A 26,820-nucleotide genomic window follows, 5' to 3' on the forward strand; every position below is an offset into this window, starting at 1 on the left:
GTAGAAGAGCTCCTAGAAGCTCTTTTACTTTTCTTCGAACGAAGCAACACGCTGGTCAGGTTCGGCTAAATCACTGCCGCAGTGTTTACAATGCATCGCATCTGACTCATGTCCTGCTTTAGAGCAGTTAGGGCATTTAACCAAAGTTCGGTGAGATTTCATTTCATTATTGAGTTCTGCAGTAATGATGCCCGTTGGAACAGCTAAGATTGAGTAGCCTAATAACATGGTGACAGATGCCACCGCTTTTCCCAGCGCGGTTTGTGGTATTAAATCACCGTAGCCCACCGTAGTAATGGTGACGATAGCCCAATAAATACTTTGTGGGATGCTGGTAAAGCCATTGGCTGGTCCTTCAATCACATATATCAGCGAGCCTAAAATAGTTACCAAAATAGCGACGGTATTAAAGAAGATGAATATCTTACGTTTCGCCATCAACAGTGAGCGGAGCAAAATATTGGAATCCTGCAGGTAACGGACCAATTTCAATACTCGGAAAATACGCATAACCCTTAACAAGCGCACCACACCCATAAATGCAACGGATGGGAAGAAAAACGCTATGTAAGTCGGCAGTATGGCGAGTAGGTCAATCACACCGTAGAAGCTGGTGGCGTATGACTTTGGCTTGGGTGAGCAATAGAGACGCAGAAGGTATTCTATGGTGAATATAGCGGTAAATGCATACTCAGCATAACGTAGCGGCTTGGTCCATGTTGGCCCGATACTTGGAATCGATTCGAGAGTGAATACAACTAACGAAACAAGGATCGCGACAATTAACGCGATATCAAAGGCTCGACCAGCGGGCGTATGAGTACCAAAAATAACGACGTATAAATGATGCTTCAAAGATGATTTTGGCATGATGTGTCATATTGATTGATTAATGTCACATCATACCAGAAAGGAGTGGAGGGCTAAATTATGCTAGACCAGGGAATAAAGCGCGAAGACCGTTAGCGATGAACTCAATACCAAGCGCACCTAAGATCAGACCCATAATACGCGTGATGATGTTGATACCAGTTTGACCTAAGAATCGAACAATCAAAGGAGCTGAACGATAAAGCAACCATGAACAGATACAGAAGACGATGATGGTCATCGAAATACCGACGGTATCAAGCATATTTGGGTAGCGAGCACCATAAACGATGGTTGAGCTGATTGCACCAGGGCCAGCCAATAGAGGCATTGCCAGTGGTACTACACCGATCTGTTCGCGGCTAATAGACTCGGTCCGTTCCTGGTTGTTTTGCTTATCTTCACCCAGCTTACCACTCATCATAGAGAAGGCGATACTCAGTAGCAGTAACCCACCCACCACTCGGAATGAGTCCAGGGAAATACTGAACATATCCAGCAATGCCTGACCAGCCAATAAAGAAGTGATCAAAATACTGGCGATGGCGATGTGCGCAGTTAATGCGGTTTTGCGTTTCTCTTCTAGAGTCATATGACCAGTTAAAGAAACAAAAATAGGCATGATGCCGATCGGGTTAACCGCCGCGACCATACCTAGAAAAAACTGAAGGAAAATAGCGAGCTCGATAGTCTGCATGTTGGTACTCAAAGATTCACAGAGTTGAAAAACAATTGGGATAAGATTTCGCGCATAATGTAGTTCATTCCGCTCAGTTAAACGAATGAAAAAAACTAACGTATAAAACGGGCTACGACTGAGAAAATCTTATCGTTAACAGATGTTGTGAATTAGGTGAGAGGCGGATGTTAATTTGAGGCGCGCAGAAACGACGCTTGATTTCACAAATGTTAACATTCGCACGTTTTTGATAAATTTTATGTCGACTTGTAGAGAGATAATGTAGTTCAGATATACTCTTAGTAGCACAAAATATAGGGTCTACATGAAAGTATATGGCTAAAAAATGAAACTTTTTTACAGAATATTGTCATATCCTATGGATTGTGGTTTGTTTGCTACTTTTTTGTTCAATTTTTGTTTTTGCTTAAATTCTCTATTTATCAAGTGTTTATGGTTTGATTTTGCGACACGACACCACTTTAGGGTTAATTAGATCGTCAAAACTGATCAAGGTCAATTTTTTTCACAACTTGAAATAATATACTCAGCTCTGAAAGCAATTTACTAAGAGTGTTGTAAGTCGAGTCACTTGAGTGGTGTCAGAGTAAAAAACAACGAACTTAATAAAAAGTTTTTAATATTTGTTAATTTTAGGAGATTCCCTATGCCTGTAACTAATCTGGCTGAACTAGATGCTCTCGTAGCTCGTGTAAAAACGGCTCAAGAAGAATTCGCAACGTTCTCTCAAGAGAAAGTAGATGCGATTTTCCGTGCAGCTTCTCTAGCAGCTAACCATGCTCGTATTCCGCTAGCACAACAAGCGGTTGCTGAGTCTGGTATGGGTATTGTTGAAGATAAAGTAATCAAGAACCACTTTGCGTCTGAGTTTATTTACAATAAATACAAAGACGAAAAAACTTGTGGCATCCTTGAAGAAGACGACAACCTAGGCACAATGACTATCGCTGAGCCTGTAGGTATCATCTGTGGTATCGTACCAACAACAAACCCTACTTCTACAGCGATCTTCAAGTCTCTAATCTCTTTGAAGACTCGTAACGGTATCATCTTCTCACCACACCCACGTGCTAAAAACTCAACTAACGATGCAGCTAAACTTGTTCTAGATGCAGCGGTAGCAGCAGGCGCACCAAAAGACATCATCGGTTGGATCGACCAACCTTCAGTTGAGCTTTCAAACGCTCTTATGAAGCATGATGGTATCGCACTTATCCTTGCAACTGGTGGTCCAGGCATGGTTAAAGCAGCTTACTCTTCTGGTAAACCAGCAATCGGCGTAGGTGCAGGTAACGTTCCTGTAGTTATCGATGAAACAGCAGACATTAAACGTGCTGTTGCATCTATCCTTATGTCTAAAACATTCGATAACGGTGTAGTTTGTGCTTCTGAGCAAGCAGTTATCGTAATGGATGAAGTATACGACGAAGTGAAAGCACGTTTTGCTTCTCACAAAGGTCACGTACTAAGCAAAGCTGATGCAGATAAAGTTCGTAAAGTTCTTCTTATCGACGGCGCGCTAAACGCAAAAATCGTTGGTCAACCTGCTGTTGCAATCGCTGAAATGGCGGGTGTTAAAGTGCCAGCTGATACTAAGATTCTAGTTGGTGAAGGTCTAGGCGAAGTATCTTACGATGACGAGTTCGCTCACGAGAAACTATCTCCAACTCTTGGTATGTTCCGTGCGTCTTCTTTTGAAAACGCCGTTGCTCAAGCAGTAACAATGGTAGAAATCGGTGGTATCGGCCATACATCTGGTCTTTACACTAACCAAGACGTGAACGCAGACCGCATCCGTTACTTCGGTGACAAGATGAAAACTGCACGTATTCTTATCAACATCCCAACAACTCACGGCGGTATCGGTGACCTGTACAACTTCAACGTTGCACCATCACTAACGCTAGGTTGTGGTTCATGGGGTGGTAACTCTATCTCTGAAAACGTTGGTCCTAAGCACCTAATCAACAAGAAAACTGTTGCGAAGCGAGCTGAAAATATGTTGTGGCACAAACTACCTAAATCAATCTACTTCCGTCGTGGTAGCCTTCCAATCGCTCTTGGCGACCTAGAAGGTAAGAAACGCGCGTTCCTAGTAACTGACCGTTTCCTATTCAACAACGGTTACGCTGATGACGTAGTTAGCCTACTTAAAGCTCAAGGTATCGAAGTTCAAACATTCTTTGATGTAGAAGCGGATCCAACTCTATCTGTAGTAGAGAAAGGCGCTGAAGCAATGAAGAGCTTCCAACCTGACGTAATTCTTGCTCTAGGTGGCGGTTCTCCAATGGACGCGGCTAAGATCATGTGGGTTATGTACGAGCACCCAGAAACTCACTTTGAAGAACTAGCAATGCGCTTTATGGACATCCGTAAACGTATCTACAAGTTCCCTAAAATGGGTCAAAAAGCTGAGCTTGTATGTATCACTACAACTTCAGGTACGGGTTCAGAAGTTACTCCATTCGCTGTTGTTACAGACGACAAGACTGGTGCTAAGTACCCACTAGCTGACTACGAAATCACGCCAAACATGGCTATCGTAGATGCTAACCTAGTAATGAACATGCCTAAATCTCTAACAGCGTTTGGTGGTTACGATGCAGTAACTCACGCTCTAGAAGCTTACGTATCTGTTTTAGCGAACGAATACTCAGACGGTCAAGCTCTTCAAGCGCTTAAGATGCTTAAAGAATACCTGCCATCAAGCTACAAAAATGGTGCAGCTGACCCAATCGCTCGTGAGAAAGTACACAACGCAGCAACTATCGCTGGTATGGCGTTTGCGAACGCATTCCTAGGTGTGTGTCACTCAATGGCTCACAAACTAGGTGCTGAGTTCCACCTACCACACGGTCTTGCTAACGCACTACTTATCTCTAACGTTGTACGTTACAACGCGAACGATAATCCAACAAAACAAACTGCGTTCTCTCAATACGACCGTCCACAAGCACGTCGTCGTTACGCTGAAGTTGCTGACCACCTAGGCTTAAGCCAAGTTGGTGACCGCACTGCTCAGAAGATTGAACGTCTACTAACGTGGTTAGAAGAGCTAAAAGTTGATTTGGATATCCCACTATCAATTCAAGCTGCTGGCGTTAACGAAGCTGACTTCATCTCTAAACTTGAAGAACTGTCAGTTGAAGCGTTTGATGACCAATGTACAGGTGCGAACCCACGTTACCCTCTAATCACTGAGCTAAAAGAAGTACTAACTTCTTCTTACTTTGGTACAGCATTTGTTGAAGGCGAAACTTTCGAAGGTACAACTGTTATCAAGAAAAAAGCCGACCAAGAAGCTGCTAAACCAGCTAAAGCTAAGAAAGAGAAATCTGACGCTTAATCAGTAAGCGTGAGTTATGAGTATGGTTTTCGCTAGCACGTAACCTTACTTGGGAAAAAGGTTCAAAGCCTCTGTCGTAAGACAGAGGCTTTTTTTTGTCGCTATATTGATTCACGGTGGCTAACGCTGCCACAAAAAAAAGGCCGATGCTTTCACATCAACCTTTTCATCATTACCCGCGAAAACGGAGTTATTTTTCTTCGTCTGGTAGCTTAACGTTAAGCTCTAAAACTGAAATGTCGTCATCTTTTTGTTCAAAAGTTAGGTCAACCATCGCAGGATCAATATCAACATACTTACTGATCACTTTTAAAATGTCTTCTTTCAATTGTGGCAAATAAGATGGTGCTGGATCGTCATGGCTACGACGCTCAGCAACAATGATCTGTAAACGCTCTTTGGCTAAGTTCGCTGAACTCTTCTTCTGTGGGCGGAAAAATTCTAATAATGACATGCCGTATTAGCCTCCAAATAGTCGTTTGAAAATCCCTTTCTTCTGCTCTGTAAGGAAGCGGAAGTCGATTTCATTACCTAATAAACGATTAACGGTATCTTCGTAAGCTTGGCCTGCGTCAGACAGTTCGTCAAAAATTACTGGTACGCCTTTGTTGGAAGCATTCAGTACCGCTTGGCTTTCAGGAATAACGCCAAGTAGAGAAATATGCAGGATCTCTTCAACATCTTCCACGCTAAGCATTTCGCCTAAATTCACTCGCGCTGGGTTGTAACGCGTAAGAAGTAGATGCTGTTTAACCGGTTCCATACCTTGCTCTGCTCGTACAGATTTCGAATCTAAAATGCCTAGAATACGGTCAGAGTCACGTACTGAAGAAACCTCAGGGTTAGTCGTCACAATGGCTTCATCAGCAAAGTAAAGTGCCATTAGGGCGCCTTGTTCAATACCGGCTGGTGAGTCACAAATAACGAACTCAAAACCCATCTCGTCTAGTTCTGCAAGTACACGTTTTACACCATCTTTCGTAAGGGCGTCTTTATCACGAGTTTGTGAAGCTGGAAGAATAAATAAGTTGTCTGTGCGCTTGTCTTTGATCATTGCTTGGTTAAGTGTTGCTTCACCATTGATTACATTGACAAAATCATAAACCACGCGACGCTCACAACCCATGATCAGGTCAAGGTTACGCAGACCAATATCAAAATCGATAACCGCAGTTTTCTTACCTTTGAGAGCAAGACCAGAGGCAATCGCAGCGCTTGATGTGGTTTTACCTACACCGCCTTTGCCTGAAGTGACCACAATAATGCGTGCCATTCTCTATTCCTTATAATCTTTAAATCGTTAACAACTCGAACTTTAGCGAGTCATCTTCTAAACCAAATAAAACTTTTTGTTGCCAAAATTCTTCAGCGAATTGCTCTGTCAGCCAATAATGACCAGCGATAGACATTAATTCTGCGTGCAATTTATTACATACAATGACGGCACCCGTGTTACCACTTGCTCCGGCAATAGCCCGTCCACGTAGCGTACCAAGAATATGGATGGAGCCATCAGCAATGACTTCAGCACCTTCACTTACATGGTTAAGTACCACGAGATCCGCATCTTTAGCGTATATTTGCTGGCCAGAACGAACCGGCGTGCGGATGATTTTGGTTGGTGCCATTTTTGCAGGAGCTTGAGCGGGTGATTTACTGGCCGACATAATGGCAAAACCCGCTTCTGAAGCCATGTTCTTTGTTCGTTTGTCTTTACTACCAGTGATTCCGACCGGAATCATCCCTACATCTGAAATACCTTGTTTTAGCGCGGCAAAATCGATGTCGCCTGTGACTAGCGCAACATTAATCACGACTGGCGCTGAGGTAAAAAAAGTCGGCGCGTGTTCGACCTTTTCTTTCAGAAAATGGATAGTTTTTTCGACATCGTTGTCAGAAAGGTGCAAAACTGACAAAGTAAAACTACTACCTTTCAAATCTGGGGTATGTGACATCTTTTACTTTGGACCTCGTTTGAAAATCGCTATTGCAGAAATGACGTTGCCTGCGAGTAGGGGTCTCATGTTATATTCCCACAATACGGTCAGCAAGTTATCTTGCTGTCAATTGTGTGTTTTGCTAAAAAAAAAGACAAAACATGCTTGTTCTCAATGATAGATAGACTAAAGGCTTCCCATGCTTTGTGCGATTTACAAAAGTTCTAAAAAAGAAGGCACATACTTATATTTGCCAAAGAGAGACGATTTTTCACAAGTTCCTGACCAATTAATGCAAATGTTTGGTAAACCGATCATGGCTATGATGGTGAATTTGGCTGGTCGTACTCTGGCTAATGTTGATATAGAAAAAGTGAAACAGTCGATTAATGACGACGGTTTTTTCTTGCAATTGCCTCCGCCACCTAAGAATCTATTAGACGAATATAAAGAACAGAAAGCGCGTCAAAAATCGGAATAATGAGCCATTGCTCAAGGAGGGCAATAGTGAAAAAATTACTGTCAGTTGTGTTGGGCTTAACCTTGGTCTCTACAGCGTTTGCGCAAGACAAAGACTTTGATCAATATGTTGAAGGGTTAAAAACGGAAGCAATCGAAAAGGGCATTTCAAAGCCAATCCTTGATCGTGCGTTTGCTGAGGTGACTTACAAGCCACGAGCGGTGAAAGCGGATCGAAACCAACCTGAAAAACGCCTAACATTGGATGAATATATCCCTAAAGCCGTGCCAGACTGGAAGGTTAAGCAAGCGAAAGAGCTTTATAAAAAACACTACGCCGAGTTAACTCGTATTGGTGAAGAATACGGGGTACAACCAAGATTTATTGTCGCGCTATGGGGCATTGAAAGTAATTTCGGGCGGTTTACCGGTAATTACAGTGTGGTTGATGCCTTATCAACCATGGCGTATGAAGGTCGTCGTGAAGAATTCTTCCGTAAAGAGCTAATGGCTGCATTAACTATTCTAGACCAAGGGCATATCGAAGTTGAAGATATGAAAGGATCTTGGGCTGGTGCGATGGGGCAATGCCAATTCATGCCAAGCTCGTTCATCAATTTTGCTGCGGATGGTAATGGTGATGGCAAAAAAGACATTTGGAACACCGAAGCCGATGTTTTTGCCTCAGCAGCCAACTATCTAAGCCAATCAGGCTGGGATGATAGCTTTACTTGGGGTCGCCAAGTGAAATTGCCGAACGGCTTTGATATGAGCTTAGAAGGTCGTATACAAGGCAAAGAGAAAACGTTGACTGAGTGGAATACGCTTGGCATCACTCGCTACGATGGTCGCGCGTTACCTAAGCTCGATAACGATATCGACGCGTGGTTAACCGCACCTGACAATGCCAATGGCCGCGTTTACTTGGTATACAACAACTACAATGTGCTAATGAAGTGGAACCGCTCTTACTACTTCGCGTTGGCGGTAAGCCATTTGGCTGATCGTATAACGTTAGATTAGATTGTTAGTTTAAACGATTTTTTGGGGCTCATTGAGCCCCTTTGTTTTTCTAGGAGACAATGTGCTGTCAGATAGAGCTGCTCAAATGGTCGTGTTTGCTGCGTTACTGAAACATAAAAATTTCACCCTAGCGGCTAAAAGTTTAGGCGTGTCAGTTTCGCATGTGAGTAAACAACTGGCGCTTTTAGAAAAATCGGTTGGGGTCAAATTAGTTCAGCGCACCACTCGCAGCTTCACCGCAACAGAGGCGGGTGAGCGTTTTTATCGCCATTGCCAACAGATCGTTTTAACCATTGATGAAGCGCAAACAGAAATTGAAAGCCAGCGAGACGAAGTAGAAGGTTTGGTTAAAATTGGTCTTTCGCAATCTTTTGGTACGCTGCACATCATCCCAGCGATTCAAGAGCTGCGCGCACAGCACCCTGATCTGCAAGTCGAAGTACATCTGTTTGATTATAAGGTCGATATGCTCGAAGAAGGGTTGGATCTTTGGATCACCAATAATGAACGCTTGCCGGAAGGCTATGTGGCGCAACGCATTGCGGACTGCCAATTTGTGGTAGCAGCTTCGCCAGATTACTTGATGCACAATGCCGCACCCAAGCACCCGCAAGAATTAGCAGAGCACAACTGCTTGATATACCGTAGCTGGGAACGAGATTATACCAACTGGACATTTAGTAACGCACAACAGCAGTTAGCCGTGAAAGTAACCGGTAATTACTCGGTTGATCTTGCCGAGGCAGTACGTGATGCTGCCGTTGCAGGGTGGGGGATTGCCTACCTAGCTACGTATCTGATCCGTGATGAATTCAAGCAAGGCCAACTTATTCAATTACTGCCAGAATGGCGAGCGAGCCAAAGTATGCCTTTTTATGCGGTATACCCGAGCCGCCATTACATGCCGAAAAAGACCTCAGCTGTGATCGAGTTCATCAAACAAAAAATCGGCTCACCTTGCCATTGGGATAACCAATTAGCGCCTTATATTAGCCGCCCGAATGTTTAACTATTATTTCTGAAGCTAGAAACATATTTTCCGTTTGGAAATAATGTCATTTAGCAATCGTTTATCTTGTTATAAAACAGCACGTTAAATGATTGCTCATAAAACAAACAACCGATTATACAACCTCGCAACAAACGTGACTTGCGTCTCATTTTTTAGGCGCTATTATCCGACGCCTTCCAGTTCCCCCCTTTTTGTCGGATTCATTTTATGAACTCAATCTTTGGTATCGTAGCGATTTTGCTTACTGCATGGCTACTATCTACAAATAGAAAAAATATTAACTATCGAACGGTTTCGTTGGCATTTGCGCTACAAATTGCATTTGCTCTACTTGTTCTCTATGTTCCGGCGGGCAAAGACGCGCTAAACAGCGTGACAGGTGCAGTTTCAAATCTAATCAACTACGGGCAAGAGGGCATCGCTTTTCTTTTCGGTGGTCTAGCGACTGGTGGTTTCACCTTCGCGATTAACGTATTGGGTATCATCGTCTTCTTCTCGGCGCTTATCTCAGGTTTGTACCACATTGGCTTGATGCCAAAAGTGATCAACCTGATCGGTGGTGGTTTACAAAAGCTATTAGGCATTGGGCGCGCTGAATCTCTTTCGGCAACGGCTAACATCTTCGTTGGTATGATTGAAGCACCTCTTGTGGTTAAGCCTTATCTAAAGCACATGACGGATTCGCAATTCTTTACTGTGATGACTTGTGGTTTGGCATCGGTTGCTGGTGGTACGTTAGTCGGTTATGCCTCATTAGGGGTTGATCTGAACTACCTGATTGCTGCGGCATTTATGTCTGCGCCAGCAGGTTTGTTGATGGCAAAAATCATGATGCCAGAAAGCGAAACACTGGCACCGGAAGTTGAGCTAGAAAACGTTGAGATGCCAAAAGCAACTAACGTAGTTGAAGCTATGGCTGATGGCGCAATGGCAGGCTTGCGCATTGCAGTGGCAGTTGGCGCGACCTTGTTGGCTTTTGTTAGCGTGATTGCACTTCTGAATGGCATGTTAGGCTGGGCTGGTGGTTTAGTTGGTATCGACCTAAGCTTTGAGCTGATCCTTGGCTATTTGTTTGCCCCTGTAGCTTGGCTACTGGGTGTGCCATGGAGCGAAGCGACCATCGCAGGCTCTCTAATTGGTAATAAGATCGTTGTGAATGAGTTCGTAGCCTTCATTCAATTGATGGAAGTTAAACCATTACTGAGTGAGCACTCACAAGCGATTGTGACATTTGCGCTATGTGGTTTTGCCAATATTTCGACTATGGCGATGCTGATTGGTGGCTTGGGCAGTATTGTTCCAGAAAAGCGCACCTTTATCTCTCAATATGGTTTCCGCGCAATTGCTGCGGGTGTAATGGCGAACCTAATGAGTGCCTCTTTGGCGGGTGTGATTTTATCTCTCTAGTTTGCTCATTGATTATCAAAGCTAGCGAAACCCGCGAATACTCCTTCTGGACAATTGGGTATTCGTGATTCGCTTAGCTTGATTCTTCTAGCCTAAATAAAAAAGGGATGACAATGTCATCCCTTTTTTCAATTCAACTATTTGGTGTGGAGCCAGTTACTTAGTATGGAACTGCTCACACGCAAGCATAGTGTTCTCAATAAGGCTTGCAACCGTCATAGGCCCCACGCCACCAGGAACAGGGGTAATAAAGCTCGCGTTTTCTTTGGCTTTATCGTATTCCACATCACCAACTAGCTTGCCAGATTCTAAGCGGTTAATACCCACATCAACCACAACCGCACCTTTCTTAATCCACTCACCAGGAATGAAATTAGGCTTACCGACTGCTACCACCACAACATCAGCCTGACGAATGTGACTTTCCAAATCTTTGGTAAAACGATGACAGGTAGTTGTAGTACAACCCGCCAGTAACAACTCTAGCGTCATTGGACGACCAACAATGTTGGATGCACCAACGACCACAGCGTGTTTACCGCGTAGATCGATGTTGTAACGACCCAGCAGGGTAATAATACCCTTAGGTGTACAAGAGCGTAGCTTAGGAATGCGTTGTGCAAGGCGACCTACGTTGTATGGGTGGAAACCATCAACATCTTTTTCTGGGTGGATGTGTTCTAACACGTGTGTGGTGTCGATACCGGCAGGTAATGGGAGCTGAACCAAAATGCCATCGATCGTATCATCACCATTCAACTCATCGATTAGACTTAATAACTTGTCTTCTGTCGTGGTGGTTGGCAGGTCGAATGACTTGGATATAAAGCCCACTTCTTCACATGCACGGCGCTTGCTGCCTACATATACTTGTGAAGCGGCATCTTCACCCACTAGAATTACGGCCAAACCGGGAGCACGTAAACCAACTTCTTTGCGAGCCTTTACCCGTGCAGCGACTTCAGAACGCACAGTTTGCGATATCAACGTTCCATCTATGTTTTGAGCAGTCATGTCTTTCCTTCAGAATCGAATGGCGAGAAATACGCGATGCATTGTCGCAAAAAAATTAATAAACTTCTATAAGCAAACGTTTGCGTCGGGTTGTTTTTAATCAGTAATACTCATAATGCACTTTTTTTAAGCATTCAGGTCGGAATGTTATTAAAATCCCTTGTGTTACCCGTTCTAACTCGTATAATCCTGTCCCTGTAGCGCGCCCTTAGCTCAGCTGGATAGAGCACGTCCCTTCTAAGGATGTGGTCGCAGGTTCGAATCCTGCAGGGCGTACCACATATTTAAAGACCCCGATAACTCAATGAGTTGTCGGGGTTTTTGCTATCTGGTGGCGCCGAACCACCACTATTCACCTTCCAATCAGTGAACGTTAACAAGTTAGCTAACGGATTTATGCCCCAAGGCAAGTTGCAACGAGTATTGTACAGTTGCAAGTAATTTGATTATCCCTATCTGAGCGAACAACTAAAACTATCTCTGAGTTTCGTTACAGTAAATAACCGCCACCGGCTTGAACACACTGACCTGTGATCCAACCAGCGCGGTTATCAGCAAGTAACATGACGGCGTTTGCGATATCTTTAGGAGCGCCTAAGCGTCCCATTGGTGTTTGCGCGATGATCATCCCCAACATTTGCTCGTTTGCCTTAACTTCTTCGGTGATATCTGTGTCTGTAAGACCAGGTGCAACCGCATTGATTCGTATACCCATTGGGCCAAGTTCTACTGCAAGTAATCGAGTGGCATGCTCCACTGCAGCTTTTGAGGAAGCGTAAGCTGCAACGCCTGGCATCATTCCACTTGCCGTTACAGACGAAATATTGATCACCGTACCTTTAGTTTCAGCAAGGTGAATGGTTGCTTCTCGGATCAGTGCCAAAGGCGCAAATACATTGGTACGATAAATATTTTCAATAATGTCATCCGTTGTTTGTGATAGTGGTCCCATGCTGCCTGTTCCCGCGTTGTTAACGACTACATCTAGTTGTCCAAACTGGCTAATCACTTCATCAATAATTCGGCTAGCCTCACCGCTTTCACTGATATCACTGACAATGGCATAGCATTGCGTTCCTAATTCTTGTGCTGTTTGTTCAAGTACTTCCTGTCTGCGCCCCGTTATGATTACTGTGGCGCCTTTTGCAATAAAAGCCGATGCGGTTGCTCTACCAATGCCAGTTCCTCCCCCTGTAACCAATACTATTTTTTTCTCAAAATTTTCCATTCTATTCTCCAAATTCCAAATAATTGGCTGCTCTCGACTACAAAGTGCAACCGATAGGGTAAGTTGTGTACCTTTGTTTAAGCTTCTTTATAAGATCCCTTCATGAGACTTGAGGTGTGGCTTGGTTATATAAGTAATTAGCTTGCTAGTGCTGGCATTGAGTTTGGTTTTGTCTCGACTCATTGCGCTGTGAAATACAAACGGAGGTAAATAGTGCATGCCGATCATTTTTGCTGTTTGTTCAAAGGGAGTGAGGAATTCATTCATGCTAAAGTGATTATATGAACTTGGCTGAAAGCTCTCAATTGGACCTCCTGTCGTGATAGCAAGGATTAACTCTTTATCTTGTAATTTGTTGCCACCTTGACCGTAGGCAAATCCAAATAGAAATACCTGATCAATCCACGCCTTTAGCACGGGGGGAGAAGAGTACCAATAGAATGGAAACTGCATCACAATGCGATCGGCTTGCTCAATAAGAGCCTGTTCCGTGGCTGGATCAAAGCGCATTTCTGCGCCACCCACTGTCATTAAATCACGCGTTACGATACCTTCAATATCTGACAGAGCTTCAAACCACGTTCGGTTAGCCGTTGAGGTAGAAAGATCGGGGTGAGCGGTAAGCACAAGTGTGTTCATGAATCTGACCTCGGTTGAAATTCAATAGTTCGTTTTGTTGTTGCTAACTTTAATTAATGCCAATAACATTAACAATACGCCGAATATCTAACTCACTAGTGAATAAAATCTAACAATGCGTCTGCCTTTAGCCACACTTGAAATATTCAATGCCATTGCCAACCACAAAAGTTTACGTGGAGCAGCACAAGAGCTTGGCGTTAAGCCCTCAACAGTGAGCCATCAGTTAAAAAAGTTGGAAGAACAACTCGGGACTGCGCTATTTATTAGAACTACCCGATCAATTAGCCTGACTGAAGCAGGGCGAGCGCTAGCCCGACGAACGGGTCCTGCTTTTGAACAACTAGACGAAGGTTTGTACAGTGCGAAAACGGTGGGGCACACAGAGAGGGGCTCACTAAAACTTGCGATACCTGAGTTTGCCTATTTTCTGTTAGTGCGGAACAAACTTGCTGGTTTCCAAAAAAGATATCCAGAGATTGAGGTGGAATTATCAATAACCGATACCTTGACCGATATTCTTGAGGAAGGTTTCCACGCCGGCTTTCGAATAGGTGGTTTGATTTCAGAAGATATGGTCGCGATAAATTTAAGCGACCCTTTGAAAACAACGCTTGTAGCCAGCCCTGAATATCTTGAAAAAAATGGTACTCCACAAGAGCCAAGCGAATTGCTCAATCACAATTGTTTGCGTTATCGCTTCCCAAGTTCAGGGCAATTAGCCCCATGGATATTTGAAGGTGATGACGGCGCTTATCCGGTAGAAGCACAGGGTAATTTGATTGCCAATTCATCCACTGCAACAATTGATCAAGCACTTCAAGGGCTTGGGTTGACCTATACGTTTCGAGATTACTGTACCGACGCATTAGCAAATGGTGCGTTAGTTGAGGTTTTACCAGAGCACTTGAGCACACTCCCTAGTATGAATATATATTTCCCCAAGGAGTATAAGTCGATGCTGCCACTTAGGCTGCTTGTGGAGCACTTAAAAAAAGATTAGAAGGACATACACCATAAAGAAAATTTCAGTATCGATGTATCTGTGGAAACAGTTCACTCTATAATGTTGGGGGGATCTGTTTATCTACGAAAATTTTCTGGCTTTGGTTAAGCTGTTCAGAGCAAAGGGACACGCACTGTAGAGCGCGGTATTATTGACTTACAAAACAATTGTTAATGGTAAGCTCGGAGAAGCGATACAATGCCCGCGTTGCAAGAGCGCAACATGGAATACTCATTCACAGAAACCTAAAGTAACCATACATGTCTAAAGATTTCGATTTCACCACAGAATATACGCTCGACAAGCCTTTCTTTGCTGAGTGTTATGATCAAACTAGCCAACCTGCTAAGTTCCCACACGCGTATTTAAAAGGAATATTCTTTCTTATTTTTGGTGTGGTTTTATTAGAGTTTGAGCTATTACCTAACGGTTATGTCGGTTGGTTCTTTATCGTATTGAGTGTTATTGAAGCGTTCAGTATTTATTGCAAGCGAACATGGTGGCTATGGCGACAAACCATAAGCTCTAGCCGTAACAGCAAAGTGGTGCTTCAAGTGAACGCTGACGGGGTGACTTATAAAAGTGGTAAAATCGACCGCAAAATCGCCTGGAGTGAAATCGACCAACTTGAACAAACCGACTTAGGTTTCATCCTTCATATGGGTAAACAACGTCAATATGTGAGTAAATCTTGCTTAAATGAAGAGGTGATCGCGTTCATGGTTGAGCAGCACGCAGCACCAATACACAAATAACGTTATTTCGGCTCGCGATAAGGTTGTGTTTCAAAGCGAGTCATCAAGTTCTCAGCAAATAAAAGGCGAATCGATTGGTTCGCCTTTTTTGATCTTGGGTTTGTCTTTTGCTGATTGGAAGGCCTCTTTGAGATTGAAATAATCTTAATTCGGTTCTGCCCCATTTCTTGCTAGGGATACAGCTCGCCAGTTAACCGCAGCATTGCTTATCTTATTGAAGCTAGGATCCGGCTCCATTCAATTCGCATCTTGTTAATAAACGAAACGCTTGCGGATGAACGGCTAGGTATGCCAATTCGCCGATTTCAACTTACTAAATAATTTTCAGTCCATTCGGGTAATAAAGGTTTGCTCGTCATCCACAAAAGCCACAAAGCCGCCGTGATAGATAAACATCCGACCACGCCCCTCAACTAGGCAGGCAAGCTGTGGGTTCAAATCTTCTTCGTTATCCTGGCTTTGAAAAGTTCCGGTATCGGTGATCACGCCGCTGAGTGTAGGCAAATATCCATAAGTGCGCTTGGCTTGATCAATCAGGCTCAATTCGCTGCCGGTAGAGAAGCAAAAGGGGATCGCACCGGCTTCTTCGATAAATATAGTTTTCAGTTCTTCAAAAGCTGTAATCACTAGCCAGTCGATGCCGTTAACATGATGGATAAACATAGAGTTTCTCGGTAATTCTGGTGCGGAGATTTTATCACTATTGGGGGAGAACGTAGTAGAGATTTAGTTGCTAAAGGGGGGAATTCTGTGTCACTTCCGGACATTCACTAGACCAAATTGAAACACGTTTTTGTCTAGTAATAAGCTGGCTATCATGGCGAACTCTGATCTGCCCCTCGAAGTTTGAATAAAGATGGTCAGGTAATGTTGATATGCAAAAGGTTACTTTAGTGCATGTGCCCTTTTTTACATCACGAGCTGAAGAGAAAAACAAAGAAGTATTTGAAAAGACTGCCTCAATTTATCAGTCTCAAGAGATTAATAACGTCTTAAATTCCACCTTTAAAGGCACCATAGAAGCGGAAAATTAGGCACAAAATTCACCTTAAATTTGGCGTTGTGTTGAGGGTGAGGGAATAAATTTGACGGACGTTCATAGGTTATATTACCATAAAAAGGTCGTTATCCTTTTTTTGAGGTAATATAACCTACGATTTCAGCGATAGTTCGTTTTAAGAGTAAAATAACACATTAATAAAATCAGGAATTAACACCTAAAATGACTCGGTTATTATTGATAGCGTTTGGCTCGCCCATCATTGTGTTCGCCATCATACTCACTATGATAATAATGCTGACCGCAGTAGGTGCTATCCAGAATCGAAAGCTAAATATCATGTTTGTCTGAACAAAGCATAGAAAATATTCTAGTAGATATAGAACGGAACTAAGAATTAAAAGTCGATACAACGGAGGAAGTGATAAATGACAATAAGTAGTATTTACCAACCTAACGTTCAACAAGATCTAAGAAATGCGACCAGCTATATCAATGGACAATTGAGCCGCTCTGAATTAACAGCCAACCTAAACAGTAGAAATCAAATTGAAGTAAAAACGGATAACGGCGTGATACTAAAACGTATTGAAGGTGTGGATGTCGCTAAAAAAATGAGTCATTCACGGATCGATACGTACGTATAGCCGCTATCTTTTCGAGGTCTCAACAGAGCCTGTGCACTGATTGTTTTTTATGGCTGAAGATATGAAGCAATGAGTGATAAAGAACGAAGTTGGTTTTTAGCGATTGATTACCGAATACCCTACACACATATACACACAACGTTGGACCTCATCGGGATCACCATTGATCGCGTCAAATAATCCTTTCACCCCATCAAGTTGAGGGATGATTGATTCAGCGGTCAGAATCGCCGCTTTAAAGGTTGAATCATTGTTGAATGCTTCTACCCAAGAGCAATAGAACTCTTCAGGAGAATCAAATTTCAGTGGACGCTTAATGATCTCTGCATAGAGAGGCGCTAATGCGGCTGCGATATCCGACTTTCGATCAAAATGCGCATTAATACCAGACTTTGAAATTCCGGCGAGCTTAGCGATATATGCGAACGTAGCCTTATCAAAACCTTCATTGAGAGTAATATTCATGGTGGTTTCAATAATTTTATTGATGGTTTTTTCTGCTTTATCTGTCTTTGCAATGACCATTGGTTTTCGCTCGAGGGTACGGGTTTCTTATGGGCAAATAATAGCAATATTGTGGAGTTTCGCGAAGAGAAAGTCTTTGATTTTATGTTATTCAACAACCATCATCTCGGGCAATGTTGTTGATTCAAAATAACTAATACACAATTGCAATATTAATCACAAAAGGTCACAGTGAATAATTTTTACGCTCGGATGTTGCCGTTTATGTCCTCTGCTATCGCTTTTTACCTTAAGCATCTTCCAACCTTATCGGTTTAATTTTCCATGTATGTGTGTCGGTAAAGTATGAGTATGCAATTTATGGATTGTTCGTATATACCTTCGTTTTACAAGCTGTTATAATTCAAAAAAGGATGGTGTCCTTTTTGTGTAAAGTGAAAGAGGCTGCATATCGGATTTACTTCGTCTACTCGTCGTTCCATTCCTTCGTGGCTTATGGTTTGATCAACACGAACGTAGTAAGTATTTTATTTACCCACAAAAAGGGCGTTGCCCTTTTTATTTTATGGTTTGTATAATGAAAAAAATTATTATTGCGGCTATTTCTGTCGCCCTGACTATTTCGACTCCGTCTCGTGCTGAGTTTGGTATTGGCCTGACTGCCAGTTATTCTCCTGATGTGTACATAGGTGGAGACACGAAAGTGACACCATTTCCTCTTCTTAGCTACGATAATGACCGCTTTTTCATTGAAGGTGTTCAAATGGGATATCGACTTGCTCCAAAAGGCTCGATTAATAATGTGGTCTTTTTTGCTGCCTACGACCCACGAACGTTGGAGGCAAGTTCATCGAATGATGTTGATATGAAAAAACTAAATGATAGAGATGCTTCTTTTATGGGGGGGATTGCTTATGTCCTCACCACAAATGTTGGTGAACTTCGTGTCGGTGGTGGTACTGATATTGGGTCCGTTCATGATGGTGCATACGCTGAGATGAGATACAGTTACCACATCAATATGGGTCCGGTAGGCTTGATTCCTGCAATTGGCTATTCAATCAATAGTGACAAGCTCAATGAGCACCTTTATGGGGTCTCAAGTTCAGAGGCTGCCATCACTCGTTTTGACGAGTTTAAACCGAATTGGAGCGGTCGTTACTTTGTTGGTCTATCTAGTTATATGTATCTATCTAAAAGCTTACGTCTAACTGGCGGTGTACGCTATGAGAATCTAGATTCTGAGATTGAAAAAAGCCCAATATTAGCGAGTACAACATCAGTGACTGGCAATGTTGGTATTAGTTACATGTTCTAAATTATGGGATGAATGGGGTTACTCAAGCCCCTATTTTATCTTAAACAATAATCGTGGCTTTGATGTGATGGACGTATCTCCTTTTTAGCGTTGTTGTACCAAACTAATGGCATACGTTGTCCAGATGTAAGACCATATAGGCAACTTTGTTGGCTGATATCTTAAAACTCATTCACATCCTATTAATACGCATTTGCCCTACCAAAGCTTGTGTGAATGGGCGCTATTAATAAATGTAATATCATGATTTTGATAAAGAATTCCCACCTGATCTTGGCACTCAGGTGCAACAAAATTATCAATTATTTCACTAACATTAGAAGGGTTAGATTTAAACATTTAACACTTTGACTAAATTTGCGTTTTTTCGTTGCAGGAAAGAGCTAGCACCCACTGAACTATCGTGGCCAGTTGGGTCTTATTACCATCAAAAAGGCGCATCGTGAGCCCGCCAAACAGCAAAGCAAAGGCTTGATCTGCGTGCTCGTTTCCAACAACTTTACCAAGCTCTCGCTTAAACTGTTGGTTAGCTAGCGCGAGCAGGCTGTCATCTTCTACTTGTTGAGTATTTTTGTTCTTGGTGTAATCAAGCATTAAGGTCAGTTCACCGCGAAAGTAACTGTCTAAGGTTGAAATCAACTTGCTTAGCATCTGCTCTTTATCTTGTGGGACCGTTTCACCTTCCTCTAAACCGTAAAGTGAACGAGGCTCCAAAAACACTTCAGTACTTGCCTTAAATAGCTCTTCCTTACTTGAGAAGTAGTGATACAAAGCGCTTTTTGAAATACCAAGAATTTCAGCAATGCCGCGCATGCCAAGACCATTCACACCATGTTCGGTAAAAATGTCGACCGCTTTAATTGCCAGTTCTCGTCGGTATGCTTCGTGATCAACAATCTTTGGCATTACCACTTTCCTCTTTTTTAAGTCCAGATGGACTATATTGATTTCTCCGCTCAAAGTCTAACAAGCTTTTATTATAGTACACTCGGTCTATAACCTTGACAGGTTAACTTTTGATCGATTATTCTTTTTAGACCAAATGGTCTTTAAAACCTGCTCGCATCAAAAAATGAACGAATGGAAAGGAATCAAATGATGTCTACTAGCAAAACGACGATAAAAAACGCCCATATTAATTGGGATTGTGAAGGACAGTTCAACTTCACGACCGGATTTGGCGCAACGAAAGTAGAATCCATTATTACCAACTATGCTGTGTTTATTGCGCCAGTCATCCTCTACTTTTTTGCATGGCAAACGTTAGATTGGAGCTGGATTCAGATTATTGTTGCGGCATTTCTTACGCTAGATATGGTTGGTGGCGTGCTTACAAATTCACTCGGTTCGATGAAGCGGTTCTTGCATACGGATCAATCACTTGAGCTCTCATGGATGGGTAGGTTTGTCGGTAGTAAGTTCTTGTTTCCTGCTGTCCACTTTCAATTGTTTGCTGTGCCTTTATGTTTTGATATCGCTTGGTCTTATGCGTTCTTTTGGTATGGCGCAATGATGCTCTCTATCGTGTTTATTCACTTTTTACCTATGTACCTACATCGCCCAGTTGCGTTACTTGTGGTCATGCTAGCGATTATTCTTGCCACATTGACCCCAGCCCCTGTTGGATTAGAGTGGCTAGCACCTCTTTTCATTATCAAACTGGTGTTATCGCATGGCGTAAGAGAAGAGCCTTACCGACCATCTCTATCTCAATAGTGAACGTCAAAACATAAATTGGTAAGGAGCATGAGATGACAACATCACAAAAGATTTTACTGGTGGGCGCTACGGGGTATTTGGGCATGCACATCATTAGACAGTTGCAAGACCAAAATCAAAATTTCGTCGCGCTCGCACGAAACAAGAAGAAGCTAGAATCTATTGGCGTACCTGGAGCACAAATTGTTGAAGCACAAGTCACTGATCCCAGTCAGCTGAATGGTATTTGCAACGGTGTCGATGTTGTTATCTCTTGCTTAGGAATTACACGTCAGCAAGATGGTTTAGGCTACATGGATGTCGATTATCAAGCGAACCTAAATGTGTTGAAAGAAGCTGAAAGTGCAGGGGTAAAAAGGTTTATCTATATTTCAGCATTTAAAGCGCAAGATTACCCTCAAGTACGATTGCTGAGTGCTAAAGAGAAATTTTCAGCACGACTTCTGCGTTCCAAACACTTATCTCCGTGTGTTGTCAGACCGAATGGATTTTTTGCCGATTTGGAAGAGTTCTATCGTATGGCTGAGAAAGGAAAGATCTATCAGTTTGGTCACGGTGCAGTGAGATTGAACCCTATTTCAGGAGAGGATCTAGCTGAGTTTTGTTTAAATATTATTAAGTTAGAGCAGAACGAATATGATATTGGCGGCCCAGAGATACTATCCATTAATCAACTGGCTCAATTGGCTTTTCAAGCTCAGAAGAAACCGTGCTCAATTGTTTCAGTGCCTGATGTGTTTCGCCGAACCTTACTTTGGCTTTTTGCTAAACTGCCTGAAAAATGGGTAGGCCCTCCAGAGTTCTTTTTAACCATGTTAGGTAACGATGCCATCGCCCCTCGCTATGGTGACCAAAGAATTGGCGACCATTTTTTAGCCTGCTATCAAAGGCGGGTCGTTGAATCTGTAGTGAATAAGTAAACTGGTTACTATTTTGTAGTTAGTTTGCCTGTTTGATATGCCAAAAGTAATGAGTGGCAAAGTCAGGATCTGCCACTCATTTTCTCGTCACCGTATCCGTTAATACGAGTGTGAGAGCTCTTTGCGGATGATTTCTGCGCCAGCACTCAAAGCATTTAATTTAGCTGTTGCGACTGAGCGGGGTAGAGGAGCCATGCCGCAGTTCGTACTAGGGTAGAGTTTATCGGCATCGACAAACTTAAGTGCTTTGCGTAGGGTATCAGCTACTTCCTCTGGGGTTTCAATGGTATTGGTTGCGACATCAATAGCGCCGACCATCACTTTTTTGCCTCGAATGAGTTCAAGTAGATCCAGTGGGACATGGGAGTTGTGGCACTCTAGCGAGATGATATCGATATTAGATTTTTGTAGTTTAGGAAAAGCCTGTTCATATTGTCGCCACTCTGTTCCTAACGTCTTTTTCCAATCGGTATTGGCCTTAATACCGTAGCCGTAGCAAATATGCACGGCAGTTTCACATTTAAGCCCTTCAATAGCTCTTTCTAAAGTCGCGATACCCCAATCATTAACCTCATCAAAAAATACATTAAATGCAGGTTCATCAAATTGGATAATATCAACACCAGCTGCTTCTAACTCTTTCGCTTCCTGATTGAGAATTTTGGCAAACTCCCAAGCGAGCTTTTCACGGCTTTTATAATGGTCATCAAACAGCGTATCAATCATAGTCATAGGGCCTGGCAAAGCCCATTTAATCGGTTGTTTGGTTTGCTGGCGTAAAAATTTGGCATCTTCCACAAAAACGGGCTTTTGACGAGAAATAGCACCAACCACTGTTGGTACACTCGCATCATAGCGATCGCGAATTTTAACTGTCTTACGTTGCTCGAAATCCACGCCGTTGAGGTGTTCAATAAACGTCGTCACAAAATGTTGGCGTGTTTGTTCGCCATCACTGACAATATCAATGCCCGATAGTTGTTGTTCATGTAATGACACCCGTAAAGCATCGTGCTTGCCTTCAATTAACGCCTTATCTTGTAATTTCCAAGGTGACCAAAGGGTTTCAGGTTGTGCAAGCCAAGAGGGCTTAGGAAGGCTGCCAGCCGTTGACGTAGGTAGTAGTATTTTCATAATAGATTCTGTTTTTGATGTTCATTAATTAAACAGCGTAATTCGCAGACCAATGCTCAAGTACACTTTGGTATGGTTTGATGAAGTGCTCTTCCGCAAATTTCCCTTGCTCGATAGCTAGCTGGCTACGCTCTTCTCGGTCATAAATAATTTGAGTTAACGAATGATCTAAGTTTTTCAAATTTGGTTGATAGCACTTTCCGGCAACCGCATTGGCGTTATAAATTTCAGGGCGGTAGATTTTTTGGAACGTTTCCATCGTGCTGATAGTGCTTATGAGCTCAAGACTCGTGTAATCATTAAGCAAGTCACCAAAGAAATAAAACGCCAATGGTGCAACACTGTTTGGTGGCATGAAATAACGAACCTGCAATCCCATTTTTTGGAAATACTGCTCAGTCAAAGATGATTCATTTGGCTGATACTCAACACCTAAAACTGGATGTTGATTTTCAGTGCGATGATAGGTTTTGGTATCTGAAACACTAAGGCATATAACCGGTGGCTTATTAAAATTATTCTTGTAAGCGTTTGAATTAACGAAATATTGGAACAGCTTACCGTGTAGGTCACCAAAATTATCAGGAATGCTAAATTTAGGCTGGTTTTTATTATGATTGAGTAGCAGTACGCTGAAATCATAATCACGGACATAAGAGGAAAAATTATTCCCTACAATACCTTCAATACGTTTTTTTGTTTTGTGGTCAACAATATTTGTTTTTAATATTTCAATTGATGGGAATGAATAATCACCGTCTTTGATATCCATATTAACGGAAATAATTTCAAGTTCGACAGAGTAACGATCGGCATTAGGATTATCCCAATGTGCTAATGCATTAAAGCTATTATCCATCATCTTTAAAGCGTTGCGCAGGTTCTCTTGGCGGGTGTTGCCTCTAGCCAAGTTAGCAAAGTTAGTTGTAATGCGAGTGCTGTCTGAAGGGTGATAGTTTTCATCAAGACAAACGCTTTTTATAGCAAAAGTGAAATCGTTATTCATGGTGAATTGTTAACCTGTTCCTGAAGTGAAAGCTGAATTAAACACTTACTTTTAATATGGGTTATTATTATATTTTCCAACGAATTTTCTTGTCTGCTAACTAATAAAACGTCGAAAGTGAGTGTGTTTAAATATTTGCGGTATGATTTGTTTTATACGTTGAAGAGGGGGTGATTAAAAATTCTTTCACTTCATAGTCAACATGAGAAATATTCACGTTCTATAAGTTTGAATATTTAAGTTGCTGTCAGTTATATTAATTGGCTTGGTGCGAACATAAATACGTTTATACCCAAGTGACTTCAAGACGCAGGATTCAGAGCCTTGTCACTGGCTCCAGTTTAAGGAAAACAACGACGTGGAATAGCCATCTATTTCCTAGTTGTTTGACGAGAATATGGTTCCAGTGACAGGCTCCCGAAGGGCGAGTTTGTTAGGTTCGCAGACTACGTTATCGATTCTTAATTTAGAGCGACTAGATTTGCAAATCGATGCCTTGCCTGCAAACCTAACAACTCTCGCTGAACTACGCATCTTGAGGTTACTTGGGTATATGTGGTGTTATATCCACTTAATTATATTAAGAGATGAACTGGATGAGTGAATTGCTATTATTGGTTATATACTGCGCACTACTGGGGAGTGGCGTTGGTTTTTTGGCAGGGTTATTAGGCATTGGCGGAGGGTTGGTTATTGTCCCTGTCCTGAGCAGTATTTTGCTTTATTTTGAGGTGTTACCGCCAGAGCAAGTCGTCGTTGCTGCGATAGCCACTTCGCTGGCATCGATATTATTTACCTCAACATCTTCAGCAATCGCGCACCATAAAAATGGTAATGTCCCATGGGATCTCGCGCCTTGGGTTATGATAGGCGTTGCCTTTGGTGCGCTAATCAGTGGCTTTATGGCGGCGTTATTACCGGAACAAGTGGTTAGAATGGTGTTTTCTGTGAGTGTTGTTCTTATCGCCATAAAGATGTTTCTAAGCAGTAAAAATGACTCACCGAAAGAACGTAAAATACCCAACAAAGGTCTATTAACGATCTTCACAACGATTACTGGTGGCTTATCTGCCATGATAGGAATTGGTGGCGGTGCTCTTTTAGTACCTTTGTTGACGTTTTTCTCTGTCGACATGAAAAAAGCCATCGGATGTGCCTCCGCGTGTGGCATTGTCATCGCCTTATTCGGTTCAATAGGTTACATCAGCTCAGGCAGCAGTCATTTTTCTTTGCAAGAGGGGTTTGCTGGGTTTGTCTATTTACCGGCTTTATTCGGTATTGTGTCCACATCTTGGTTTACTGCGCCGTTAGGTGCTAGATCGACCCATTACTTACCTGTTGCTACGATCAAAAAGATCTTCGCAGCATTGTTGTTAGTTATCGCGGTTAATATGGCTATTAATTAAAATACGGGTGATGAGTATAGAGCTGCCTGATTGATATTAATGAAGGGAAATTAATGGCTACAGATGTCGCTTGCGAAGTTCCTTTTTATCAACGTTGCCAATTTCTTTTTCAACTCGCGAATTTCAATTCGTTCTGGCGTCATTGGCGACGCTATGTTCGTTTTTTCATAATGCCGACTGTTAACTTATGGGATGCAGATATCCCCTCCAACTAAGTGACCAAATTCATCGTACCACAACACTATTTGACGGTTTTTGAATGAAAACATAGAGGAGAAAATCGTCGTTCTTCGGAGTAATCCCTCATTCTCGATGATTACAGTAAGAAAATTGATTTCCTTGCTGTATGGCTATTATTTGATGCCGTAGAATCACGTGCTACTAGATGCGCAAATGGACGTTAGTGTTATCGCACGGCTTTACTTGAATAAGGATATTTATGAAAAATCGCGTTGGAAAAAGACTCGGTTTGCTCGCCATTATTATGGCAAGTGGTTTTCACCATGTTGCGGCTGCACAACAATGTGATGTGCGTATCAGTGGCAAAGTGCCAGAACATGTCAGTTTAGAGAACGTTGAGGTTGCTACTTACAATACTACTTTTCCTATCACGAGCCGTGAGTTCTCAATTTGCGCGAGTAAGCAAGATCTTGCCGTCTTTGCGCGGGTATCACCGAATAATAAGGTATACCTCATCGATAGAAGTGGTGAGATGCCAGACTACCTCTACCATGCATTAGCTTTCATTCAGACTAAAGAACTTCATCTCGATGCTGCTTCTTCGCTTATTAATGGCATTTGTCAGAATCGTTGTGGCTACTATGCCAGCCGTCATATTCAAGCCTCTCCTGAATTGCAATCTTTCGCGCAACAATATCAAAGTACTTTTCCCAAAGGAAAAGAATCACGAAGAGCTTTTTTTAAGGAAAATAACCCGAAATTAGAAGCCTTGTACGGTGCAGGAATAGAACTTGCCTCGATTACTGAAATTGAAAATTCGTCCATTGGGGTTGATCCTTATAGTGGATCGAGCCGTTATTTTTTTAGCGAACGATTTGTGAAAATTGGTGTATTTAAAGAAACTTTCAGAAGCTCAATGGGCACTAAGATCGATAAAGACGCAGAATTGTTACCATTGGTTGAAGGCTATGCAGAACAGTTGAAATCACTGATGGATGGAAACGACACTTGGCCGCAGCGAGAGAAAAAGATTGATGAAATGATTGCTCGATTGAGCAAGCAGAACGGTGTTGCTGCCCCAGCTATTATTGATACGTTGAAAGAGAGCACTCAACAGGCGGATCGCGCTGCCGAGGTTTTTCTTTCCAATGATGAGGCTATACCGTTTTCGAATTTAACCCAGGCCAAAAGTACTTTTGAGCTCGTTTTAGCTAATTGGACTATCTCTGCTTACACCAATGCGGAAGACAAGCAGAAGTTCGCTGCGCTATTTTCTGAGCGTTTTAAAAAGCAAGAATTACCGCTTGATCGCGAAACAGATAAAGCGTTAAGTCGAGTGATGGCGTTACCTTCGGTATTAGGTGGCACAATTTCGCCAGCCAAAGGTTATCAAGCCATTCAAGTTGAGTTTAATAATGCTTTGCCCGACTCAACCACAAGGTATGAGTTTAGAGATGCGCTTCATACTCTCGTGTTCATATATGAAAAAGGCGCATGGCGTTTGGATGAAATCCGTCAATTGCCACTGTCTCATTATGAAGCATAATCTTTGTTAGTGAACCGTGAATAGCCAGAGCAGAGAGCTCTGCTCTGGCTATCTCGTTTTGATCTCCTGAACCTCACCCATCA

General features: G+C 42.5%; 27 protein-coding genes and 1 tRNA gene. 15 read left to right on the forward strand and 13 right to left on the reverse strand.

Features of this window, described 5'->3' with window-relative positions; all coding sequences use genetic code 11:
- Nucleotides 1–24: 24 nt before the first annotated feature.
- Together L4C38_RS01690 and L4C38_RS01695 are read right to left on the reverse strand one after the other, a co-directional pair.
- Nucleotides 25–870, reverse strand: coding sequence for an ion transporter (locus L4C38_RS01690; protein WP_428795784.1), 846 nt, complete (start codon nt 868–870; stop codon nt 25–27).
- Between the two features lie 58 nt (nt 871–928).
- Nucleotides 929–1,567: a YchE family NAAT transporter gene (locus tag L4C38_RS01695; RefSeq protein ID WP_428795785.1), complete on the reverse strand. Its 639-nt coding sequence runs from the start codon at nt 1,565–1,567 to the stop codon at nt 929–931.
- 649 nt (nt 1,568–2,216) lie between these two features.
- On the opposite strand from L4C38_RS01695, the gene adhE reads away from it, so the two are divergent.
- Nucleotides 2,217–4,916, forward strand: a complete 2,700-nt coding sequence (gene adhE / locus L4C38_RS01700) for a bifunctional acetaldehyde-CoA/alcohol dehydrogenase (RefSeq protein WP_428795786.1) — start codon at nt 2,217–2,219, stop codon at nt 4,914–4,916.
- 190 nt (nt 4,917–5,106) lie between these two features.
- On the opposite strand, the gene minE is transcribed toward adhE, so the two are convergent.
- From minE to minC, 3 genes are read right to left on the reverse strand one after another with little or no spacing between them, the layout of a single operon-like run.
- Nucleotides 5,107–5,370 carry a cell division topological specificity factor MinE gene (gene minE / locus L4C38_RS01705; RefSeq protein ID WP_428795787.1) on the reverse strand — a complete coding sequence of 88 codons (264 nt, stop codon included), beginning with the start codon at nt 5,368–5,370 and terminating at the stop codon, nt 5,107–5,109.
- 6 nt (nt 5,371–5,376) lie between these two features.
- Nucleotides 5,377–6,189 (reverse strand): septum site-determining protein MinD, encoded by an 813-nt coding sequence (minD, locus tag L4C38_RS01710; RefSeq protein ID WP_428795788.1) that lies wholly within the window; start codon nt 6,187–6,189, stop codon nt 5,377–5,379.
- 19 nt (nt 6,190–6,208) lie between these two features.
- Nucleotides 6,209–6,871, reverse strand: a complete 663-nt coding sequence (gene minC, locus L4C38_RS01715) for a septum site-determining protein MinC (RefSeq protein WP_428795789.1) — start codon at nt 6,869–6,871, stop codon at nt 6,209–6,211.
- Nucleotides 6,872–7,052: 181 nt separating this feature from the next.
- Between minC and L4C38_RS01720 the strand changes: the two genes are divergently transcribed.
- The 4 genes from L4C38_RS01720 to L4C38_RS01735 all read left to right on the forward strand — a co-directional run bounded on the left by L4C38_RS01720 (nt 7,053) and on the right by L4C38_RS01735 (nt 10,754).
- Nucleotides 7,053–7,334 (forward strand): YcgL domain-containing protein, encoded by a 282-nt coding sequence (locus tag L4C38_RS01720; RefSeq protein ID WP_428795790.1) that lies wholly within the window; start codon nt 7,053–7,055, stop codon nt 7,332–7,334.
- A gap of 26 nt (nt 7,335–7,360) precedes the next feature.
- Complete coding sequence (locus L4C38_RS01725) at nt 7,361–8,335, forward strand: lytic murein transglycosylase (RefSeq protein WP_428795791.1); 975 nt, start codon at nt 7,361–7,363, stop codon at nt 8,333–8,335.
- A gap of 61 nt (nt 8,336–8,396) precedes the next feature.
- Entirely contained in the window at nt 8,397–9,344 is a 948-nt protein-coding gene (locus L4C38_RS01730) for a LysR family transcriptional regulator (RefSeq protein ID WP_428795792.1), read from the forward strand.
- Between the two features lie 210 nt (nt 9,345–9,554).
- Nucleotides 9,555–10,754 carry a NupC/NupG family nucleoside CNT transporter gene (locus L4C38_RS01735; RefSeq protein WP_428795793.1) on the forward strand — a complete coding sequence of 400 codons (1,200 nt, stop codon included), beginning with the start codon at nt 9,555–9,557 and terminating at the stop codon, nt 10,752–10,754.
- A 156-nt stretch (nt 10,755–10,910) separates the two neighbouring features.
- Here the strand turns inward: L4C38_RS01735 and folD are convergent, their stop codons facing one another.
- Entirely contained in the window at nt 10,911–11,768 is an 858-nt protein-coding gene (gene folD / locus L4C38_RS01740; RefSeq protein ID WP_428795794.1) for a bifunctional methylenetetrahydrofolate dehydrogenase/methenyltetrahydrofolate cyclohydrolase FolD, read from the reverse strand.
- Nucleotides 11,769–11,970: 202 nt separating this feature from the next.
- On the opposite strand from folD, the gene L4C38_RS01745 reads away from it, so the two are divergent.
- A tRNA-Arg gene (locus L4C38_RS01745) sits at nt 11,971–12,047 on the forward strand.
- A gap of 211 nt (nt 12,048–12,258) precedes the next feature.
- Here the strand turns inward: L4C38_RS01745 and L4C38_RS01750 are convergent.
- A complete protein-coding gene (locus L4C38_RS01750) occupies nt 12,259–12,996 on the reverse strand; it encodes an SDR family NAD(P)-dependent oxidoreductase (protein WP_428795795.1) in 738 nt (245 codons plus the stop codon).
- Nucleotides 12,997–13,083: 87 nt separating this feature from the next.
- Complete coding sequence (locus L4C38_RS01755) at nt 13,084–13,635, reverse strand: NAD(P)H-dependent oxidoreductase (protein ID WP_428795796.1); 552 nt, start codon at nt 13,633–13,635, stop codon at nt 13,084–13,086.
- A 115-nt stretch (nt 13,636–13,750) separates the two neighbouring features.
- Here L4C38_RS01755 and L4C38_RS01760 point away from each other — a divergent pair, with 115 nt between their 5' ends.
- Together L4C38_RS01760 and L4C38_RS01765 are read left to right on the forward strand one after the other, a co-directional pair.
- Complete coding sequence (locus L4C38_RS01760; RefSeq protein ID WP_428795797.1) at nt 13,751–14,638, forward strand: LysR family transcriptional regulator; 888 nt, start codon at nt 13,751–13,753, stop codon at nt 14,636–14,638.
- Nucleotides 14,639–14,901: 263 nt separating this feature from the next.
- Nucleotides 14,902–15,396, forward strand: a complete 495-nt coding sequence (locus tag L4C38_RS01765; RefSeq protein ID WP_428795798.1) for a YcxB family protein — start codon at nt 14,902–14,904, stop codon at nt 15,394–15,396.
- Between the two features lie 324 nt (nt 15,397–15,720).
- Here the strand turns inward: L4C38_RS01765 and L4C38_RS01770 are convergent, their stop codons facing one another.
- Entirely contained in the window at nt 15,721–16,059 is a 339-nt protein-coding gene (locus L4C38_RS01770; RefSeq protein WP_428795799.1) for a cytosolic protein, read from the reverse strand.
- Nucleotides 16,060–16,271: 212 nt separating this feature from the next.
- Between L4C38_RS01770 and L4C38_RS01775 the strand changes: the two genes are divergently transcribed.
- Together L4C38_RS01775 and L4C38_RS01780 are read left to right on the forward strand one after the other, a co-directional pair.
- Complete coding sequence (locus tag L4C38_RS01775; protein WP_428795800.1) at nt 16,272–16,430, forward strand: hypothetical protein; 159 nt, start codon at nt 16,272–16,274, stop codon at nt 16,428–16,430.
- A gap of 394 nt (nt 16,431–16,824) precedes the next feature.
- Entirely contained in the window at nt 16,825–17,043 is a 219-nt protein-coding gene (locus tag L4C38_RS01780) for a hypothetical protein (RefSeq protein ID WP_428795801.1), read from the forward strand.
- 96 nt (nt 17,044–17,139) lie between these two features.
- Here the strand turns inward: L4C38_RS01780 and L4C38_RS01785 are convergent, their stop codons facing one another.
- The gene (locus L4C38_RS01785; RefSeq protein WP_428795802.1) at nt 17,140–17,568 is read right to left on the reverse strand and encodes a TetR/AcrR family transcriptional regulator; all 429 of its coding nucleotides are present in this window, start codon (nt 17,566–17,568) and stop codon (nt 17,140–17,142) included.
- A gap of 517 nt (nt 17,569–18,085) precedes the next feature.
- On the opposite strand from L4C38_RS01785, the gene L4C38_RS01790 reads away from it, so the two are divergent.
- Nucleotides 18,086–18,826, forward strand: a complete 741-nt coding sequence (locus L4C38_RS01790) for a MipA/OmpV family protein (RefSeq protein WP_428795803.1) — start codon at nt 18,086–18,088, stop codon at nt 18,824–18,826.
- A 351-nt stretch (nt 18,827–19,177) separates the two neighbouring features.
- On the opposite strand, the gene L4C38_RS01795 is transcribed toward L4C38_RS01790, so the two are convergent.
- On the reverse strand, nt 19,178–19,732 hold the full coding sequence (locus L4C38_RS01795; protein WP_428795804.1) for a TetR/AcrR family transcriptional regulator: 555 nt from the start codon (nt 19,730–19,732) through the stop codon (nt 19,178–19,180).
- 192 nt (nt 19,733–19,924) lie between these two features.
- Here L4C38_RS01795 and L4C38_RS01800 point away from each other — a divergent pair, with 192 nt between their 5' ends.
- Together L4C38_RS01800 and L4C38_RS01805 are read left to right on the forward strand one after the other, a co-directional pair.
- Nucleotides 19,925–20,542, forward strand: coding sequence for a hypothetical protein (locus tag L4C38_RS01800; RefSeq protein ID WP_428795805.1), 618 nt, complete (start codon nt 19,925–19,927; stop codon nt 20,540–20,542).
- Nucleotides 20,543–20,577: 35 nt separating this feature from the next.
- A complete protein-coding gene (locus L4C38_RS01805; protein WP_428795806.1) occupies nt 20,578–21,465 on the forward strand; it encodes an SDR family oxidoreductase in 888 nt (295 codons plus the stop codon).
- Nucleotides 21,466–21,564: 99 nt separating this feature from the next.
- Here the strand turns inward: L4C38_RS01805 and L4C38_RS01810 are convergent, their stop codons facing one another.
- Both L4C38_RS01810 and L4C38_RS01815 read right to left on the reverse strand, forming a co-directional pair.
- Entirely contained in the window at nt 21,565–22,599 is a 1,035-nt protein-coding gene (locus tag L4C38_RS01810; protein ID WP_428795807.1) for a methionine synthase, read from the reverse strand.
- 28 nt (nt 22,600–22,627) lie between these two features.
- A complete protein-coding gene (locus L4C38_RS01815; protein WP_428795808.1) occupies nt 22,628–23,605 on the reverse strand; it encodes a DUF1852 domain-containing protein in 978 nt (325 codons plus the stop codon).
- Between the two features lie 596 nt (nt 23,606–24,201).
- On the opposite strand from L4C38_RS01815, the gene L4C38_RS01820 reads away from it, so the two are divergent.
- A complete protein-coding gene (locus tag L4C38_RS01820; RefSeq protein WP_428795809.1) occupies nt 24,202–25,011 on the forward strand; it encodes a sulfite exporter TauE/SafE family protein in 810 nt (269 codons plus the stop codon).
- Between the two features lie 439 nt (nt 25,012–25,450).
- Nucleotides 25,451–26,737 (forward strand): hypothetical protein, encoded by a 1,287-nt coding sequence (locus tag L4C38_RS01825; RefSeq protein WP_428795810.1) that lies wholly within the window; start codon nt 25,451–25,453, stop codon nt 26,735–26,737.
- The last annotated feature ends 83 nt before the right edge of the window (nt 26,738–26,820 follow it).

This window comes from Vibrio kasasachensis, from assembly GCF_050337565.1.
GTDB classification, from domain to species: domain Bacteria; phylum Pseudomonadota; class Gammaproteobacteria; order Enterobacterales; family Vibrionaceae; genus Vibrio; species Vibrio kasasachensis.

Coding starts and splice junctions, on each gene's coding strand:
- L4C38_RS01755 (WP_428795796.1), bottom strand. CDS start 13,635: ATGAACACACTTGTGCTTACCGCTCACCCCGATCTTTCTACCTCAACG.
- L4C38_RS01810 (WP_428795807.1), bottom strand. CDS start 22,599: ATGAAAATACTACTACCTACGTCAACGGCTGGCAGCCTTCCTAAGCCC.
- L4C38_RS01695 (WP_428795785.1), bottom strand. CDS start 1,567: ATGCAGACTATCGAGCTCGCTATTTTCCTTCAGTTTTTTCTAGGTATG.
- L4C38_RS01780 (WP_428795801.1), top strand. CDS start 16,825: ATGACAATAAGTAGTATTTACCAACCTAACGTTCAACAAGATCTAAGA.
- L4C38_RS01750 (WP_428795795.1), bottom strand. CDS start 12,996: ATGGAAAATTTTGAGAAAAAAATAGTATTGGTTACAGGGGGAGGAACT.
- L4C38_RS01795 (WP_428795804.1), bottom strand. CDS start 19,732: ATGCCAAAGATTGTTGATCACGAAGCATACCGACGAGAACTGGCAATT.
- L4C38_RS01735 (WP_428795793.1), top strand. CDS start 9,555: ATGAACTCAATCTTTGGTATCGTAGCGATTTTGCTTACTGCATGGCTA.
- folD (WP_428795794.1), bottom strand. CDS start 11,768: ATGACTGCTCAAAACATAGATGGAACGTTGATATCGCAAACTGTGCGT.
- L4C38_RS01690 (WP_428795784.1), bottom strand. CDS start 870: ATGCCAAAATCATCTTTGAAGCATCATTTATACGTCGTTATTTTTGGT.
- L4C38_RS01720 (WP_428795790.1), top strand. CDS start 7,053: ATGCTTTGTGCGATTTACAAAAGTTCTAAAAAAGAAGGCACATACTTA.
- L4C38_RS01820 (WP_428795809.1), top strand. CDS start 24,202: ATGAGTGAATTGCTATTATTGGTTATATACTGCGCACTACTGGGGAGT.
- minD (WP_428795788.1), bottom strand. CDS start 6,189: ATGGCACGCATTATTGTGGTCACTTCAGGCAAAGGCGGTGTAGGTAAA.
- L4C38_RS01770 (WP_428795799.1), bottom strand. CDS start 16,059: ATGTTTATCCATCATGTTAACGGCATCGACTGGCTAGTGATTACAGCT.
- L4C38_RS01815 (WP_428795808.1), bottom strand. CDS start 23,605: ATGAATAACGATTTCACTTTTGCTATAAAAAGCGTTTGTCTTGATGAA.
- L4C38_RS01760 (WP_428795797.1), top strand. CDS start 13,751: ATGCGTCTGCCTTTAGCCACACTTGAAATATTCAATGCCATTGCCAAC.
- minE (WP_428795787.1), bottom strand. CDS start 5,370: ATGTCATTATTAGAATTTTTCCGCCCACAGAAGAAGAGTTCAGCGAAC.
- L4C38_RS01785 (WP_428795802.1), bottom strand. CDS start 17,568: ATGGTCATTGCAAAGACAGATAAAGCAGAAAAAACCATCAATAAAATT.
- L4C38_RS01775 (WP_428795800.1), top strand. CDS start 16,272: ATGCAAAAGGTTACTTTAGTGCATGTGCCCTTTTTTACATCACGAGCT.
- minC (WP_428795789.1), bottom strand. CDS start 6,871: ATGTCACATACCCCAGATTTGAAAGGTAGTAGTTTTACTTTGTCAGTT.
- L4C38_RS01765 (WP_428795798.1), top strand. CDS start 14,902: ATGTCTAAAGATTTCGATTTCACCACAGAATATACGCTCGACAAGCCT.
- L4C38_RS01805 (WP_428795806.1), top strand. CDS start 20,578: ATGACAACATCACAAAAGATTTTACTGGTGGGCGCTACGGGGTATTTG.
- adhE (WP_428795786.1), top strand. CDS start 2,217: ATGCCTGTAACTAATCTGGCTGAACTAGATGCTCTCGTAGCTCGTGTA.
- L4C38_RS01825 (WP_428795810.1), top strand. CDS start 25,451: ATGAAAAATCGCGTTGGAAAAAGACTCGGTTTGCTCGCCATTATTATG.
- L4C38_RS01790 (WP_428795803.1), top strand. CDS start 18,086: ATGAAAAAAATTATTATTGCGGCTATTTCTGTCGCCCTGACTATTTCG.
- L4C38_RS01800 (WP_428795805.1), top strand. CDS start 19,925: ATGTCTACTAGCAAAACGACGATAAAAAACGCCCATATTAATTGGGAT.